At 59.1% G+C, this 14,297-nt stretch carries 13 protein-coding genes; 5 read left to right on the top strand and 8 right to left on the bottom strand.

The genetic code is table 11. The features are described from left to right. Window positions 1-91: 91 nt before the first annotated feature. A complete protein-coding gene (gene mtnA, locus PMI23_RS15375; RefSeq protein WP_042704961.1) occupies window positions 92-1,168 on the bottom strand; it encodes an S-methyl-5-thioribose-1-phosphate isomerase in 1,077 nt (358 codons plus the stop codon). 108 nt (window positions 1,169-1,276) lie between these two features. On the opposite strand from mtnA, the gene PMI23_RS15380 reads away from it, so the two are divergent. The 5 genes from PMI23_RS15380 to PMI23_RS15400 all read left to right on the top strand — a co-directional run bounded on the left by PMI23_RS15380 (window position 1,277) and on the right by PMI23_RS15400 (window position 6,148). Beyond that, on the top strand, window positions 1,277-2,611 hold the full coding sequence (locus PMI23_RS15380; protein ID WP_007908400.1) for a TRZ/ATZ family hydrolase: 1,335 nt from the start codon (window positions 1,277-1,279) through the stop codon (window positions 2,609-2,611). A 57-nt stretch (window positions 2,612-2,668) separates the two neighbouring features. Next, entirely contained in the window at window positions 2,669-3,367 is a 699-nt protein-coding gene (gene ubiG / locus PMI23_RS15385; RefSeq protein WP_007908399.1) for a bifunctional 2-polyprenyl-6-hydroxyphenol methylase/3-demethylubiquinol 3-O-methyltransferase UbiG, read from the top strand. Between the two features lie 4 nt (window positions 3,368-3,371). Further along, a complete protein-coding gene (gene mupP / locus PMI23_RS15390) occupies window positions 3,372-4,043 on the top strand; it encodes an N-acetylmuramic acid 6-phosphate phosphatase MupP (RefSeq protein ID WP_007908398.1) in 672 nt (223 codons plus the stop codon). Window positions 4,044-4,119: 76 nt separating this feature from the next. Next, complete coding sequence (locus PMI23_RS15395; RefSeq protein ID WP_007908397.1) at window positions 4,120-4,860, top strand: YciK family oxidoreductase; 741 nt, start codon at window positions 4,120-4,122, stop codon at window positions 4,858-4,860. 361 nt (window positions 4,861-5,221) lie between these two features. Continuing rightward, complete coding sequence (locus tag PMI23_RS15400) at window positions 5,222-6,148, top strand: GGDEF domain-containing protein (protein ID WP_007908395.1); 927 nt, start codon at window positions 5,222-5,224, stop codon at window positions 6,146-6,148. Window positions 6,149-6,280: 132 nt separating this feature from the next. On the opposite strand, the gene PMI23_RS15405 is transcribed toward PMI23_RS15400, so the two are convergent. The 7 genes from PMI23_RS15405 to PMI23_RS15435 form a co-directional block, all read right to left on the bottom strand. After that, a complete protein-coding gene (locus PMI23_RS15405) occupies window positions 6,281-7,042 on the bottom strand; it encodes a TenA family transcriptional regulator (RefSeq protein ID WP_443200713.1) in 762 nt (253 codons plus the stop codon). Between the two features lie 79 nt (window positions 7,043-7,121). After that, a complete protein-coding gene (locus tag PMI23_RS15410) occupies window positions 7,122-9,581 on the bottom strand; it encodes an EAL domain-containing protein (protein ID WP_007908393.1) in 2,460 nt (819 codons plus the stop codon). 201 nt (window positions 9,582-9,782) lie between these two features. Next, a complete protein-coding gene (locus tag PMI23_RS15415) occupies window positions 9,783-11,609 on the bottom strand; it encodes an ABC transporter ATP-binding protein (protein ID WP_007908392.1) in 1,827 nt (608 codons plus the stop codon). Continuing rightward, a complete protein-coding gene (locus PMI23_RS15420; protein WP_176472332.1) occupies window positions 11,602-12,204 on the bottom strand; it encodes a DsbA family protein in 603 nt (200 codons plus the stop codon). The genes PMI23_RS15415 and PMI23_RS15420 overlap by 8 nt, the downstream gene beginning before the upstream one ends. A gap of 35 nt (window positions 12,205-12,239) precedes the next feature. Then, window positions 12,240-13,181 carry an oxygen-dependent tRNA uridine(34) hydroxylase TrhO gene (trhO, locus tag PMI23_RS15425; protein ID WP_007908390.1) on the bottom strand — a complete coding sequence of 314 codons (942 nt, stop codon included), beginning with the start codon at window positions 13,179-13,181 and terminating at the stop codon, window positions 12,240-12,242. Window positions 13,182-13,283: 102 nt separating this feature from the next. Next, entirely contained in the window at window positions 13,284-13,583 is a 300-nt protein-coding gene (locus PMI23_RS15430) for a BolA family protein (RefSeq protein ID WP_007908388.1), read from the bottom strand. A 12-nt stretch (window positions 13,584-13,595) separates the two neighbouring features. Next, window positions 13,596-14,111 (bottom strand): DUF2059 domain-containing protein, encoded by a 516-nt coding sequence (locus tag PMI23_RS15435; RefSeq protein ID WP_007908385.1) that lies wholly within the window; start codon window positions 14,109-14,111, stop codon window positions 13,596-13,598. Window positions 14,112-14,297 lie beyond the last annotated feature (186 nt).

Consider the following 14,297-nt stretch of genomic DNA (forward strand, 5'->3'; position numbering starts at 1 on the left):
GCCGAAGGCTGCGATCTTTTGATCCTGCCCTCTAAAAAGCAAGATCAAAAGATCGCAGCCTTCGGCAGCTCCTACATTGAGTATCACCGCATTAATGCAGGCGTTTGCGGCACATCAACTGGGCCATTTTCGCGGTGTCCGGGCGTTCGACGATGCCTTTTTCGGTGACGATCGCGTCGATGAGATCCGCCGGCGTCACGTCAAACACCGGATTGAACGCTTCAACGTCCGCACCGACACGCTTGCCGCCGACTTCCAGCAACTCGGCGCCGTCACGCTCCTCGATCGGAATGTCGTCACCGCTGGCCAGATTCATGTCGATGGTGGAACTCGGTGCCACGACCATGAAGCGCACACCGTGGTGCATGGCGTTGACCGCCAGTTGATAGGTGCCGATCTTGTTCGCCACGTCACCATTGGCGGTGATTCGGTCAGCACCGACGATCACCCAGGTCACGCCCTTGGTTTTCATGATGTGTGCAGCGGCGGAGTCGGCATTCAACGTAACCGGGATGCCTTCGTTGGCCAGTTCCCACGCAGTCAAACGCGAGCCTTGCAACCATGGGCGGGTCTCGTCGGCATAGACGCGCTCGACCATGCCTTCAATGAAGGCTGCACGAATCACCCCTAACGCCGTACCGAAACCACCGGTGGCCAGCGCGCCAGTATTGCAATGAGTCAGAATCGCCTGGGCATTGCCCTGATGCTTGCGGATCAGATCAACGCCCAACTGGGCCATGGTCAGGTTGGCTTCGCGGTCGCTTTCGTGAATGGCGATGGCTTCGGCTTCCAGCGCGGCCAGCGGATCGGCGTTCTCTTTCAAGCGATCAAGGCGATCGTGCATGCGACCCAAGGCCCAAAACAGGTTAACCGCTGTCGGACGGGAATCGGCCAGCAAGGCAAAGTCCTCTTCCAGCGCCACGTACCAATCGCCACCTTCGGCGATCCGCGCACGGGCCGCGAGGACGATGCCATACGCGGCACTGATGCCAATGGCCGGCGCGCCACGTACCACCATCGAGCGAATCGCCTCGGCCACGCCGGCGGCGCTGGTGTAGGCAATCCAGGTTTCTTCGAACGGCAAAATACGCTGATCCAGCAGGTGCAGCGCGCCGTCACGCCAATCGATGGCCTTCACTTTTTCCGCAGCCAACAGTCGATCGCGCATCCTACACCCCGCACTCATGAACAAAAGCCGCCGATTATAGCGATCCCCCCGCGAAGACGCTCGGGTATACTTCGCCATCCTTTACAAAAGCACTGGAACCGACCCTCGATGCCGAAACCTGCCATTGCGCTCGACTTATTATTGCTGCCGACCTGGCTGGTACCCGTCGAACCTGCAGGCGTTGTGCTCAAGGAGCACGGCCTGGGCATCCGCGACGGTCGCATCGTGTTTATCGGCCCGCGCGCCGAAGCATTGAAGTGTAACGCCACTGAAGTCCGCGAACTGCCGGACGTGCTGCTCGCCCCCGGTCTGATCAACGCCCACGGCCATGCGGCGATGACGCTGTTCCGTGGCCTGGCCGATGATCTGCCGCTGATGACCTGGCTGGAAAACCATATCTGGCCGGCCGAGGCCAAGTGGGTCGATGAAAATTTCGTTCGTGATGGCACCGACCTGGCCATCGCCGAGCAGATCAAGGGCGGCATCACCTGCTTCTCGGACATGTATTTCTTTCCAAAAGTCGCCAGCGAGCGCGTGCACAACAGCGGCATTCGTGCGCAGATCGCCATTCCGATCCTTGATTTCCCGATCCCGGGCGCCGGCAGTGCCGATGAAGCCATTCGTCAGGGCGTCGAATTGTTTGGCGACTTGAAGCATCACGAACGCATCAAGATCACCTTCGGCCCTCATGCACCGTACACCGTCGGCGACGAGAATCTCGAGAAAATCCGCGTGATTGCCGAGGAGCTGGACGCATCGATCCACATGCACGTGCATGAAACCGCGTTCGAAGTCCAACAAGCGCTGGAGCAGCATGGCGAACGCCCGCTCGCTCGCCTCGGTCGTCTGGGCCTGCTCGGCCCGCGCTTCCAGGCCGTGCACATGACCCAGATCAGCGATGACGACCTGGCGTTGCTGGTAGAAAGCAACACCAGCGTCATTCATTGCCCGGAATCGAACCTGAAACTCGCCAGCGGTTTCTGCCCGGTCGAGCGTTTGTGGCAGGCTGGGGTGAATGTCGCGGTCGGCACCGATGGCGCCGCCAGTAATAATGATCTCGATCTGCTCGGCGAAACCCGCACCGCCGCCCTGCTGGCCAAAGCCGTTGCCGGCTCGGCCACGGCGCTGGACGCTCATCGGGCACTGCGCATGGCCACCCTGAATGGTGCGCGCGCACTGGGGATCGAGACGCAAGTTGGCTCGCTGGAAATCGGCAAAGCCGCCGACATCGTCGCTTTCGACCTGTCCGGCCTGGCCCAGCAACCGGTGTATGACCCGGTATCGCAGCTTATATACGCCACCGGCCGCGATTGCGTGAAACACCTGTGGGTCGCCGGCAAACAACTGCTCGACGACCGACGCCTGACGCGCATGGACGAAGCGCAACTGGGCGCCACCGCCCGTACCTGGGGCCAGCGCATCAGCGGCCACACCGAATCGTAAACACCCCGGCGCCCACGCCGGGGCTACAGCCCTTTTAAAGTTTTAGAGGAATTGAACATGAGCAACGTCGACCACGCCGAAATCGCCAAATTCGAAGCCCTGGCCCATCGCTGGTGGGATCGTGAAAGCGAATTCAAACCGCTGCACGACATCAACCCTTTGCGGGTCAACTGGATTGACGAGCGGGTCAATCTGGCCGGCAAGAAAGTCCTCGACGTCGGTTGCGGCGGCGGCATCCTCAGCGAAGCCATGGCGCAACGCGGTGCCACCGTGATGGGTATCGACATGGGCGAGGCGCCACTGGCGGTCGCGCAACTGCATCAACTGGAATCCGGCGTCAGCGTCGAATACCGCCAGATCACCGCCGAAGCCCTGGCCGAAGAAATGCCTGAGCAGTTCGACGTGGTGACCTGTCTGGAAATGCTCGAGCACGTACCGGATCCATCGTCGGTCATTCGTGCCTGCTTCCGCATGGTCAAACCGGGTGGCCAGGTGTTCTTCTCGACCATCAACCGCAACCCGAAGGCGTACCTGTTCGCCATTATCGGCGCTGAATACATCATGAAGCTGCTGCCGCGCGGCACCCACGACTTCAAGAAATTCATCCGCCCTTCCGAGCTCGGCGCGTGGAGCCGCATGGCCGGCCTGACCGTCAAGGACATCATCGGCTTGACCTACAACCCGCTGACCAAGCACTACAAGCTGGCCAACGACGTTGACGTCAACTACATGATCCAGACCCTGCGCGAGGAATAAGCCGATGGCCATCAGAGCAGTTCTCTTCGACATGGACGGCACCCTGCTCGACACGGCGCCGGACTTCATCGCCATCTGCCAGGCAATGCGCGCGGATCGTGGTTTGCCGCCGATGAACGACAAGCACATCCGCGACGAGATCTCCGGTGGCGCCAAAGCCATGGTAGCGGTGACGTTTTCGATGGACCCGGAATCACCAGGCTTCGAAGAACTGCGCCTGGAGTTCCTTGAGCGCTATCTGGTTGGCTGCGCCGTGCACAGCAAACTGTTCGACGGCATGGGCGAACTGTTAGCTGATATAGAAAAGGCCAAGCTGATCTGGGGCGTGGTCACCAACAAACCGTTGCGCTTTGCCGAGCCGATCATGCAACAGTTGGGACTGGCCGAGCGTTCGGCGCTGCTGATCTGCCCGGATCACGTGAAAAACAGCAAGCCGGATCCGGAACCGTTGATCCTTGCGTGCAAGATGCTTGATCTGGATCCGTCGACGGTTCTGTTTGTAGGCGATGATCTGCGCGATATCGAATCGGGGCGCGATGCCGGGACGAAAACCGCTGCGGTGACGTTTGGCTATATCCACCCGGACGATAATCCGCGTCATTGGGGCGCGGATGTGGTGGTGGATCATCCGTCGGAATTGCGCAAGGTACTCGATAGCGCGCTTTGCAGCTGCTGAGACCTGACGCAGAGCGTCATTGGCTGCATTCCCACGCGGAGCGTGGGGAACGATCTGACTCCATGATGAGGTTTTTATGTTTGATTATTCCGCTCGCCCCGAATTGCTCAAGGATCGGGTCATTCTGGTCACCGGTGCCGGTCGGGGCATTGGCGCGGCTGCGGCGAAAACCTACGCCGCCCACGGCGCCACCGTATTGCTGCTGGGCAAGACCGAAGCGAACCTGACGCAGGTCTATGACGAAATCGAAGCGGCAGGCCACCCTCAGCCGGCGGTGATTCCGTTCAACCTCGAAACCGCCCTGCCCCATCAATACGATGAGCTGGCCGCGATGATCGAGGCCGAATTCGGCCACCTCGACGGCTTGCTGCATAACGCTTCGATCATCGGCCCACGCACACCGATCGAGCAGTTGTCCGGTGAAAACTTCATGCGCGTCATGCAGGTCAACGTCAACGCCATGTTCATGCTGACCAGCACCCTGCTGCCGTTGCTCAAGCTGTCGCAGGATGCCTCGGTAGTGTTCACCTCCAGCAGTGTCGGGCGTAAGGGCCGGGCGTACTGGGGCGCCTATGGCGTGTCGAAGTTCGCCACCGAAGGCCTGATGCAAACCCTGGCCGATGAAGTCGATGGTGTGGCGCCAGTGCGTTCCAACAGCATCAACCCGGGCGGTACGCGCACCAGTATGCGCGCGCAAGCTTATCCGGGAGAAAATCCGCTGAACAATCCGACGCCGGAAGAAATCATGCCGGTGTACCTGTACCTGATGGGCCCGGACAGTACCGGCATCAACGGCCAGGCATTCAACGCGCAATAACTGCCATACGTCGCATTTGTTGCCGCGGCAGATTCCTGTCGCGGCATGCATTTGCCGCTGGCGACCGTCACATTTCAGTCAAATTTCCAGCGCACACCTCGCACCCCAATATCCAAACCATTGATTCCAAACGGTTTAAATAAAACCGAACCGAATGGCACGACTTTCGCTCTAATTTTCCTCAAAGCAAGCCACGTGAAGGCAATGGGGCGAGGCCGATTTCGATAGCTGACTAATCGTCATCCGGCAGACTAAACTTACGCCAAACGTCCTACGGGACTGATGGATCAGTATGACGCGCAGCCCATAGCCGCTCTCACCCAGCCTGTAAGACAGACTTACTGCTAAGGGTTCACGCCATATGAAATCACCCTCCCAGACCAATGCAATTGACTTTGACAGTGCCAAATTGCAACGCCTGGGCTTTGGTCAATTGCCTCCCTTGTTGGAGCGACCGGCCAGTCTGGCGCAATTGCGCCAGCAAATGAGCCTGCAACTGCAAACCAGCCTCGAACCGCAACGCATCCTCGGTCTGTTTTTCCGCGAAGTTCAGCGCCTCGTGCCATTGGACGCGCTGAGCTACGTGCACCAAGGCAGCGATTTGCGCCTGGAGTTCGGCAGCCGCGGCCATCACTCGGTCAGCTACAGCCTGAGCCACGAAGGCGAGCACATGGGCGAACTGGTGTTCCGCCGCAATCAGCGCTTCAACGACAAGGAACAAGGCCAGCTGGAGTCGCTGCTGTCATCCTTGCTGTACCCGATGCGCAACGCCCTGCTTTACCGTGAGGCGACCCAGAGCGCTCTGCGCGATCCGCTGACCGGCGCCGGCAACCGCATCGCCATGGAGCAGACCCTGCAACGGGAAATCGAAATGTCCCGTCGCCACCTGCAACCGTTGTCGCTGTTGATGCTCGATATCGACCACTTCAAACGGGTCAATGACAGCCATGGTCACAGTGCCGGCGATGACGTGCTTAAAGCCATCGCCGCGACGATCAAGGCACAATTGCGCAACGTCGACATGGTGTTCCGTTACGGCGGGGAAGAGTTTCTGATTCTGCTGTCCAACACCAGCCGCGAAGCGGCGGCAATGGTCGGCGAACGGCTGCGTTATGCGACACAGGCGGCTGAGTACTACGCCGATGGCCAGTTGATCGAGCTGACCGTGAGCCTGGGATGCTCGACGTTACTGCCCGGCGAATCGGCCGACAGCTTGCTGCGCCGCGCTGACAGTGCGCTGTACGTGGCCAAGCGCGAAGGGCGTAATCGCTTGGCCATGGCGGGCTGAGCTGTTCAACCAACACAAAACAGTGTGGGAGCGAGCCTGCGCGCGAAAGCGGTGATTCAGTCAAAGCAATGCTGACTGACATGACCCCTTCGCGAGCAGGCTCGCTCCCACATTAGTTTCATGTAGCCGAAATCAGCTCTCGACTACCGCCCTGCGCTCTCGGTTGACCAACAAGCGTTCCGACGTCTCCAGTTGCATGCAGCGCTCCAGAAACAGGTACATGTAGTCGTAGCTCTTGCACACCGCCTGACGCAGTTCGGCCTGCAAGGCCTTGCTCGGGTTCATCCCCGCCAGCGTGCAGATGATTTCCAACGCCTCCCAGGGATGAGCATCGTCGTACTGGGCATGCATCTTCAGCCACTTCATGGCCCGTTTGCGATCCTCTTCGGGAAACGCTGCGGCATATACGCCGGTGGAGCAGACCAGCGCCGACCACTCCCCGGTCGCGCCTTCAATCGCATAGTTGGTCGCGGCGATGGCCACAATCAGCGAATCAGCCGAACTGGTGTGCCAGCACCAATGACTCAAGGCATGCAGTTCGGGCGGCACATGCTGCGCCTGAAGGTCTTCCAGACTGACGCCATGGGCACGACTCCAATGCACCCAGTAATCGGCGTGATTGAGTTCAACACGGATATTGCGCATCAGCCAGCGCCGCGCCATGTCTTCACCCGGATGCCGGGCAAACCTGGTTTTGGTGAGATTCTGCGCCATGTACAACGCAAACTGCTCAACCACCGGCCAGCCACCGATCAGGTACTGACGCATGGTTCTGGCGCTGAGTTTGTTATCACGCATGCGCAGGTAAAGTTCATGTTCGACAACCCGGCGCTTGCTCTCGCTGCAATCCTCGATCAGCTGTTGTGCCCAGCCGGGATAACTTGCAGCTTCCATGAGTGGTCCGGTTCGGTTGAATGTGTCGATCACTGTTCGGCTCCTTTTGATTTGTGATTGTAAGGATCGGCGAGAGACTTCAACGGAACGTGCCAGGCGCTTTGAACAACAGCGGTTGCGGTCTGGCGGGCCGACTTTGCAAACTGTCGCAGGTAAACAACTGTGGGCGTTCTATAACATAACCCTGAGCGTAATCCACACCGATTTCAAGCAATGCCTGCTCGATCTGGGTTGTTTCAACAAACTCGGCAATTGTCTGCTTACCCATGACATGCCCGATATGATTGATCACTTCGACCATTGCGCGGTTAATCGGGTCGTCCAGCATATCCTTTACGAAACTCCCGTCGATCTTCAGGAAGTCTACAGGCAAATGTTTCAGATAAGCGAATGAAGACATTCCGGCGCAAAAATCATCTAACGAAAAGTAGCAACCTAAGCCTTTGAGTTCATTAATAAATCTTATTGCACTGCCCAGATTTGCAATTGCACTGGTTTCTGTAATTTCAAAACAAATCATTTCAGGCGGTATTGCATAGTTAACAAACTGCTCTCGCAGAAAGTGCAAAAACGCGTCATCTCCTATAGTAATGCCTGACAGATTAATCGCACACATTGCTAAAGGCTCTTCATGTTCTTGTGCAATACATTGAGCAATAACCTTGAATACGTTCTGAACTACCCAACGGTCCAGTTGACTCATCAAACCGTAGCGCTCGGCAGCGGGAATGAAACTGTCCGGCAAGATCATCCGCCCGGCTTCATCATGCAGACGCAGCAGAATCTCAATGTGCCCACCCTTGTTGTCGCCCGGCTTGAGGGGGGCGATTTCCTGGGCGTACAGACAAAAGCGATTTTCTTCCAGTGCCATGTGCAGCCGTTGCACCCAAGCCATTTCGCCAAAGCGCAGCGACAGCTCGGAATCGTCGGCGTGGTAGACCTGCACCCGGTTGCGGCCCTTCTCCTTGGCCATGTAACAGGCCATATCGGCCGCGCGCAGTGAGGCTTCGAGGGTCGTCGGGGTCTGCGCGATATGCACCAGGCCAATGCTCACCGTGGTCAGGAACGGCCGCCCTTTCCAGACAAAATGCAGGTTCTGCACCGTCTGGCGTAGCGCCTCGGCAATCTTCTCGGCCGCGTCTGGCGCGCAGTTCTCCAGCAAAATGCCGAACTCATCACCGCCCAGGCGCGCCAGCGTGTCGCCTTCGCGCAGCCCCGACTGCAACAGCGTACAAATGTGCCTTAACAGTTCATCGCCGGCGGCGTGACCACAGGTGTCGTTGACCAGTTTGAATTGATCGAGGTCGAGGAACATCAGCGCATGCCGCCCGGAATGGCGCGTGAGGTTATGCAGTGCCTGCTCCAGCCGATATTCGAACTCGCGACGGTTGGCCAACCCGGTCAGCGCATCATGGGTCGCCTGCCACGACAGGTTGGCGATGTATTGCCGCTCCTGAGTCATGTCGTGCAGCACCAGCACCGTGCCGCTGACCTTGCCGGCATTGCGGATCGGTGCGCCGACCAGCGTCACTGACAACGTCGTGCCATCCAGGCGCTGGATCAGTTTCGAATGCTCGCTGCCGCCACTGAGCTGGCCACTGAGAATGTGCTCGATCAGGGTCAGCCCCTCGGCCTGGGCGTTGTCGTCGAGCAAATTGAACAACGCTGCCAGCGGCAATCCCGCCGCCTGCTCGGCCTTCCAGTGGGTCATGGCTTCGGCGGCCGGGTTCATGTAATCGATGGCACCACTGACATCAGTGGTGATGACGCCATCACCGATCGAATGCAAGGTGACGTGCGCCCGATCCTTCTCAAGTTGCAGCGCCTCGGCAAAGGCGTGACGCTGCTTGAGCAGTTTGTGCGTGCGCCACAGGGCCAGCACGATCAGCCCCAGTGCCGTGGCCAGATTGGTTAACAGCAGCAGCCGCAGAATCATCCGCGAGCCTTCGCCCAAGGCATCGCTGAAAGCTTTCGCCGCAGGAGTCACGGCATCGTTGATGGCGAAAATCCGCGCCTTCCAGCGCTGGATATCGGCGCTGCTGGCCGTGCTATCTGAAATGCTGCGGTGCATCTCCTGCGCCACGTCATCCAGTTCGACCAGATAGGCATCGCCGACCGTCCAGCGGTCAATGGCAGTTTCCAGATAACTGAAATGACGGAAGTTGAGGTACAGCCAGATCAGGCTGGACACGTCGTCCGGGTGGTTGCCACCCTTGAGAATACCTTCGCGTGCTGCGGCCAGATCCGGCGGTTGATGATCCAGCGCCAGACGCAACTGATGCCCGCCTTGCGGCACGGCAATCGCGTTGCGGTATTTGAGGAAGATCGCCTCGTCACGGCTGTCGGCGTATAGATTGAGGTAATAGATCGCGTCTTTCTGGCCCTTGGACCAGAGACTTTCGCCAGCGACATAACCGCGAACGGCCGAGAGCACGTAAAGACTCACGCCACCCAGTAACGCTTGAAACAACACGACGGCAATAAATGGCCAGACGATGCCCAACAACCGTGGCGTTCCGAGAGTCCGCTTTTGCTTCATGAGATCCCTTGCGCAAGCACTGCCAGATGAACACCGGAAAATCCCGCTCCTGACAGCTCAGCCTAGGCTAGTTTTCGACAAGTCAAAGGGACAGCTCTGCCGTCCTCTAGGCCGATTGTGCAAATGGCTGTGCTGCTTGCGCGTTCCGGTTGAATTTACTCAATGCAATTCAAGCACTAAGCACAGAAACCGGAACGAAACTCAAGGGCGCTGGATCTGCTGCAGGTGACCATAGAGCTTGGCATACAGACCGCCATCGGCGATCAGCTGCTGGTGATCGCCGTCTTCAGCGACCTGACCACCATCGAACACCAGCACGCGATCAGCCTGTTTCACCGCCGACAGTCGGTGGGCAATGATCAGCGTGGTGCGGCCATTGAGGAAGCGCGCCATGGCCTGATGGAGGTTGTACTCGGTGGCGGCGTCGAGGGCAGACGTGGCTTCGTCGAGGATGACTACTTTCGGCTCGGCGAGGATCATCCGCGCGATGGCCAGCCGTTGGCGCTGCCCGCCCGACAGACGCACGCCGGAGCGACCGACAATACTGTCGAGGCCATTGGGCAAAGCGCGGATGGTCGCGTCCAGCTGAGCGATTTCCAGCGCCTGCCAGCAGGCTTCGTCACTGCGGGTGCGGCCCATGGTCAGGTTGGCGCGCACGGTGTCGTTGAACAGCGCCGGGTGCTGTAACACCACCGCGACATTTTCGCGAACCGTTTCCAGGCCGATGTCCTGCTGGGTCGAACCGCCGAACCGGATGGTGCCGGCCAGCGGTGTATAAAGCCCGAGCAACAACTGCACGAGGGTACTTTTACCGCCGCCACTGGCACCGACAATCGCGACTTTCTCACCGGGAGCAATCGACAGATTCAACTGATCCAGCACCAGCTCATCGCCGTAGCCGAAGCTCAGGCCTTGCACCTGAATGCCGACGGTGTCGCGGCCCTTGAACGGATCGACGCCACCGGGATATTGCGGCTCATCGGCGCGCGCCAACAACTCGTTGATCCGCGCCAGCGCCCCGCCCGCCGCGTAATAGGCGTATTGCAGATTGAGCAGTTGTTCGACCGGGCCGATCATGAACCACAGGTAACTGAACACCGCGAGCATCTGGCCGATCGACAGGTCGGAGAACAACACCGTGAGCATCGCCGCCGCGCGGAAAATGTCGATGCCGAACTGAAACAACAAGCCACTGGCGCGGTTGGAAGCGTCGGTTTTCCACTGCGAATTGACCGCGTAGTTGCGCACCTCCTGCGCGCGCAGGCCGAGCCGACCGAGAAAGAAGCCCTGGCGGTTGCCGGCACGGATTTCCTGAATCGCATCGAGGGTTTCACTCAACGCCTGGGTGAAGCGCGAGGTGCTGTCGTTCTCGAGTTTCTTCAGGTGTTTGACGCGTTTGCCCAACTGCACCGTGGCGTAGATCACCAACGGATTGAACAACAGAATCAACAGCGCCAGTTTCCAGTGCATCCACATCAGGATGCTCGCGGTGCCGACCAGCGTCAGCATCGCCACCAGGAAGCGGCTGAGGGTTTCGCCAACAAATTTGTCGAGGGTGTCCAGGTCGGTGACCAGGTGCGTGGTCACGGTGCCGCTGCCGAGGCTTTCGTATTCGCCGAGGGAAATCCGCTTCAGGCGTTCGATCAGGCGCACGCGAATGCGATAAACGATGTCTTTGGCCAGCCGTGCGAACAGCCGCGACTGCAACACGCCGAAGCACAGCGAGCCGCAACGCAGGGTCAGCGTCACTACCAGCATCAAGCCGATGTAACCCGCCGCTTGCTGCCACATACCGGGCAGCACGTGATTCATGACTTTCAGCGCAGCGTCGCCATGGCCGAGCAGCACTTCGTCCACCAGCAGCGGCAGCAGCAACGGAATCGGCACGCTGCACAGCGTCGCCAGCACGGCGACACCGTTAGCGATCCACAGGGATTTTTTGTGCCTCAATGCCAGTCGCCGGACTTCTGCCCAGCTCAGCCGGTCGACACGCTTTACGGCTGGCGTGTCATCGGCCCGATCAGACACAGGCCGCGCGTTCCAGCCAGCGGCCGAGCAATGGCGACAGCTCGCTGAGCGGTTGATAGCCGTTGGTCAGCAGCGCCAGTTGACCGTTGCGCTCGGCGAGCAGGGTCGGGAAACCGGCGATGCCCAGATCCTGCACCCAACTGAAATCGGCCTGAGTCGCTTTGTGCTGGTCGGCATGATCGAACAAGGCAGCGAATTCGATACGCGGTACACCGGCCTTTTCTGCCAGCTCGACCAGCACGCTGGCCTGGGTAACGTCGCGACCTTCAGCATAAAACGCCTGCTGGATCAGTCCGACCAATCTCCACGCGCAATCCGGCGCCAGACTGCGCGCAGTAACGATCGCCCGGCAGGCAGGCTCAGTGTCGTAGACAAAGCCGTCGGGCAACGCACCGTCAAACTTGAACGGCTGGCCGGTGGCTTCAGTGACCGCTTGCCAATGCTCGATAATGTAGCGACGCGTGGTCGGCTCCAGCGCCGAGCCACTGCCGGTGCGCAAACCGCCAACCACCAGATGCAACTCCACACCGGCTGCTTGCGCCTGCTCGACCAATGCCTTGGCCACCGGAGCAAACCCCCAGCACCACGAACACATCGGATCCATCACATAGAGCAGGCGCGCAGACATGGTTAAGCCTCGGTGGATGCTTGCTTGTAGTTGTAGCCGATCGGGTGCGGCTGGTTGCGCGCCTTGGCCAGTTCGATCTGCTTCTGCCGATCGATCGCGCTGCGGCGAGTTTTCTCGCTGAGTTTGTCCCAGCAATGTGGGCAGCTGATACCGGCCACATAGTGCTCGGACGCACGATCTTCAACACTGACCGGCGTGCGGCAGGCATGACATTGATCGTAGTCGCCTTCGCTGAGGTCGTGACGCACGGTCACGCGGTTGTCGAACACAAAGCAGTCGCCCTGCCACTTGGTTTCTTCCTGCGGCACCTCTTCAAGGTACTTCAGGATGCCACCCTTGAGGTGGTAAACCTCTTCGTAGCCTTCGCCGAGCATGTAGCTCGAGGCTTTCTCGCAGCGAATGCCACCGGTGCAGAACATCGCAACTTTCTTGTGCACGGCCGGGTTGAAGTGTTCTTTGATGTAGTCGGGAAATTCGCGAAAACTGGTGGTTTTCGGATCGATGGCGCCTTCAAAGGTGCCGATCGACACTTCGTAATCGTTACGTGTATCGATCAACAGCACTTCCGGGTCGCTGATCAACGCGTTCCAGTCTTGCGGATCAACGTAGGTGCCGACCTTCTTGTTCGGGTCGACGCCTTCGACACCGAGGGTGACGATCTCTTTCTTCAGTTTGACCTTGGTGCGATAGAACGGCTGCTCGTCGCAGTACGACTCTTTGTGATCAATGTCGATCATGCGTGGGTCGTTCTTCAGCCAGGCGAGCAGGCCGTCGATGCCTTCGCGGCTGCCGGAGACCGTGCCGTTGATACCTTCTTCGGCGATCAGCAGCGTGCCTTTGATCTGGTTGTCGACCATCGCTTGCAGCAGGGGCTCGCGCAGGTTGACGTAATCTTCGAGGGTGACGAACTTATACAGTGCCGCCACGACAATCGGTTGTGTCATGGGTATTTCTCCAGGTGGCTACCCTCGCAAAGGGTGAACCGGATTCAAAAAAAAACGCGCCGGGTGAGCGGCGCGTTGCGGATTCTAGCAAAAAACCGAAGCTTAATGCTTGCTGCCGCCAGCACAGGTCGGCGATGCCGGAGCGGCGCCGATCTCTGCCCATTCCTGCGGGGTGTAGGTGTGCAGCGCCAACGCATGGAACTCGCCCATCAGCTCGCCAAGCGTGCCGTAGACTTTCTGGTGGCGCTTGACCCGGTTCAGGCCGTCGAACTGCGCGCTGACCACCACGGCCTTGAAGTGCGTCTGTAACCCGCGACTGTGCATGTGGCTTTCATCCAGCACTTGCAGGTGCTCAGGCTGAAGCAGGGCCAGCGTCGATTCGATGCGTTGTTGCATTGTCATCACGAACTCCGCTTACTTCTTCTTGGCCGCAGGCGCTGCCGGGGTCAGCTCTTTGGTCATGTCGTCGAGCAGCTTGTTGACGACCGGTACGGCGCTTTCCAGTTTGGCCTGGGTCATCTGGGCCGATTGCTGAGTCAGCTGCGGCATTTTTTCCAGGACTTTCTTGCCCAGTGGCGACTGGTAGAACGCGACCAGGTCTTTCAGCTCGGATTCGCTGAAGTTGCTGGTGTAGAGCTTGACCATGTCAGGCTTGAGCTTGTTCCAGCCGATGGCCTGGTCGAGCGCGGCGTTGGCCTTGGCCTGGTAGGTTTCCAGTACGGCTTTCTTGGCTTCCGGGGCTTTGGTCTGTTCGAAACGCTGAGCGAACATTTGCTGCACTTGCATGTACACCGGAGTGCCCAGCTTGTCAGCGTGCGCCAGGGTCAGGAAAGCTTCAGCACTGGCGTTGTGGCTGGCGGTATCGGCAAGCACCTGGCCGCTGGCGCAAACCAGTGCAACCGCGGTGCAGATGGCACGAAGACGAGTCATCGAGTTTCCTTTTCAGCTAGGCGAGGTAAAACCCCAAGGGCGACCATTCTGCGCCTAAAAAACCTCGTCGCTCAACCCCCGAGCCTTGCCGCGCTTGATTGGCGGGGTTTTACCGGTCAACAATCGGATCGAGGGAACCACCTGGGCCCGACCGGGCCTAAACTGCGCAAACAGACCAACAGGAGT

Source organism: Pseudomonas sp. GM24, from assembly GCF_000282235.1.
Taxonomy (GTDB): Bacteria; Pseudomonadota; Gammaproteobacteria; order Pseudomonadales; family Pseudomonadaceae; genus Aquipseudomonas.

What these genes read in the sequence shown, in the direction of transcription:
- ubiG (WP_007908399.1), top strand. Translation starts at nt 2,669, where the DNA reads ATGAGCAACGTCGACCACGCCGAAATCGCCAAATTCGAAGCCCTGGCC.
- PMI23_RS15395 (WP_007908397.1), top strand. Translation starts at nt 4,120, where the DNA reads ATGTTTGATTATTCCGCTCGCCCCGAATTGCTCAAGGATCGGGTCATT.
- mtnA (WP_042704961.1), bottom strand. Translation starts at nt 1,168, where the DNA reads ATGCGCGATCGACTGTTGGCTGCGGAAAAAGTGAAGGCCATCGATTGG.
- PMI23_RS15410 (WP_007908393.1), bottom strand. Translation starts at nt 9,581, where the DNA reads ATGAAGCAAAAGCGGACTCTCGGAACGCCACGGTTGTTGGGCATCGTC.
- PMI23_RS15430 (WP_007908388.1), bottom strand. Translation starts at nt 13,583, where the DNA reads ATGACAATGCAACAACGCATCGAATCGACGCTGGCCCTGCTTCAGCCT.
- PMI23_RS15380 (WP_007908400.1), top strand. Translation starts at nt 1,277, where the DNA reads ATGCCGAAACCTGCCATTGCGCTCGACTTATTATTGCTGCCGACCTGG.
- PMI23_RS15400 (WP_007908395.1), top strand. Translation starts at nt 5,222, where the DNA reads ATGAAATCACCCTCCCAGACCAATGCAATTGACTTTGACAGTGCCAAA.
- trhO (WP_007908390.1), bottom strand. Translation starts at nt 13,181, where the DNA reads ATGACACAACCGATTGTCGTGGCGGCACTGTATAAGTTCGTCACCCTC.
- PMI23_RS15420 (WP_176472332.1), bottom strand. Translation starts at nt 12,204, where the DNA reads ATGTGTTCGTGGTGCTGGGGGTTTGCTCCGGTGGCCAAGGCATTGGTC.
- PMI23_RS15405 (WP_443200713.1), bottom strand. Translation starts at nt 7,042, where the DNA reads ATGGAAGCTGCAAGTTATCCCGGCTGGGCACAACAGCTGATCGAGGAT.
- mupP (WP_007908398.1), top strand. Translation starts at nt 3,372, where the DNA reads ATGGCCATCAGAGCAGTTCTCTTCGACATGGACGGCACCCTGCTCGAC.
- PMI23_RS15435 (WP_007908385.1), bottom strand. Translation starts at nt 14,111, where the DNA reads ATGACTCGTCTTCGTGCCATCTGCACCGCGGTTGCACTGGTTTGCGCC.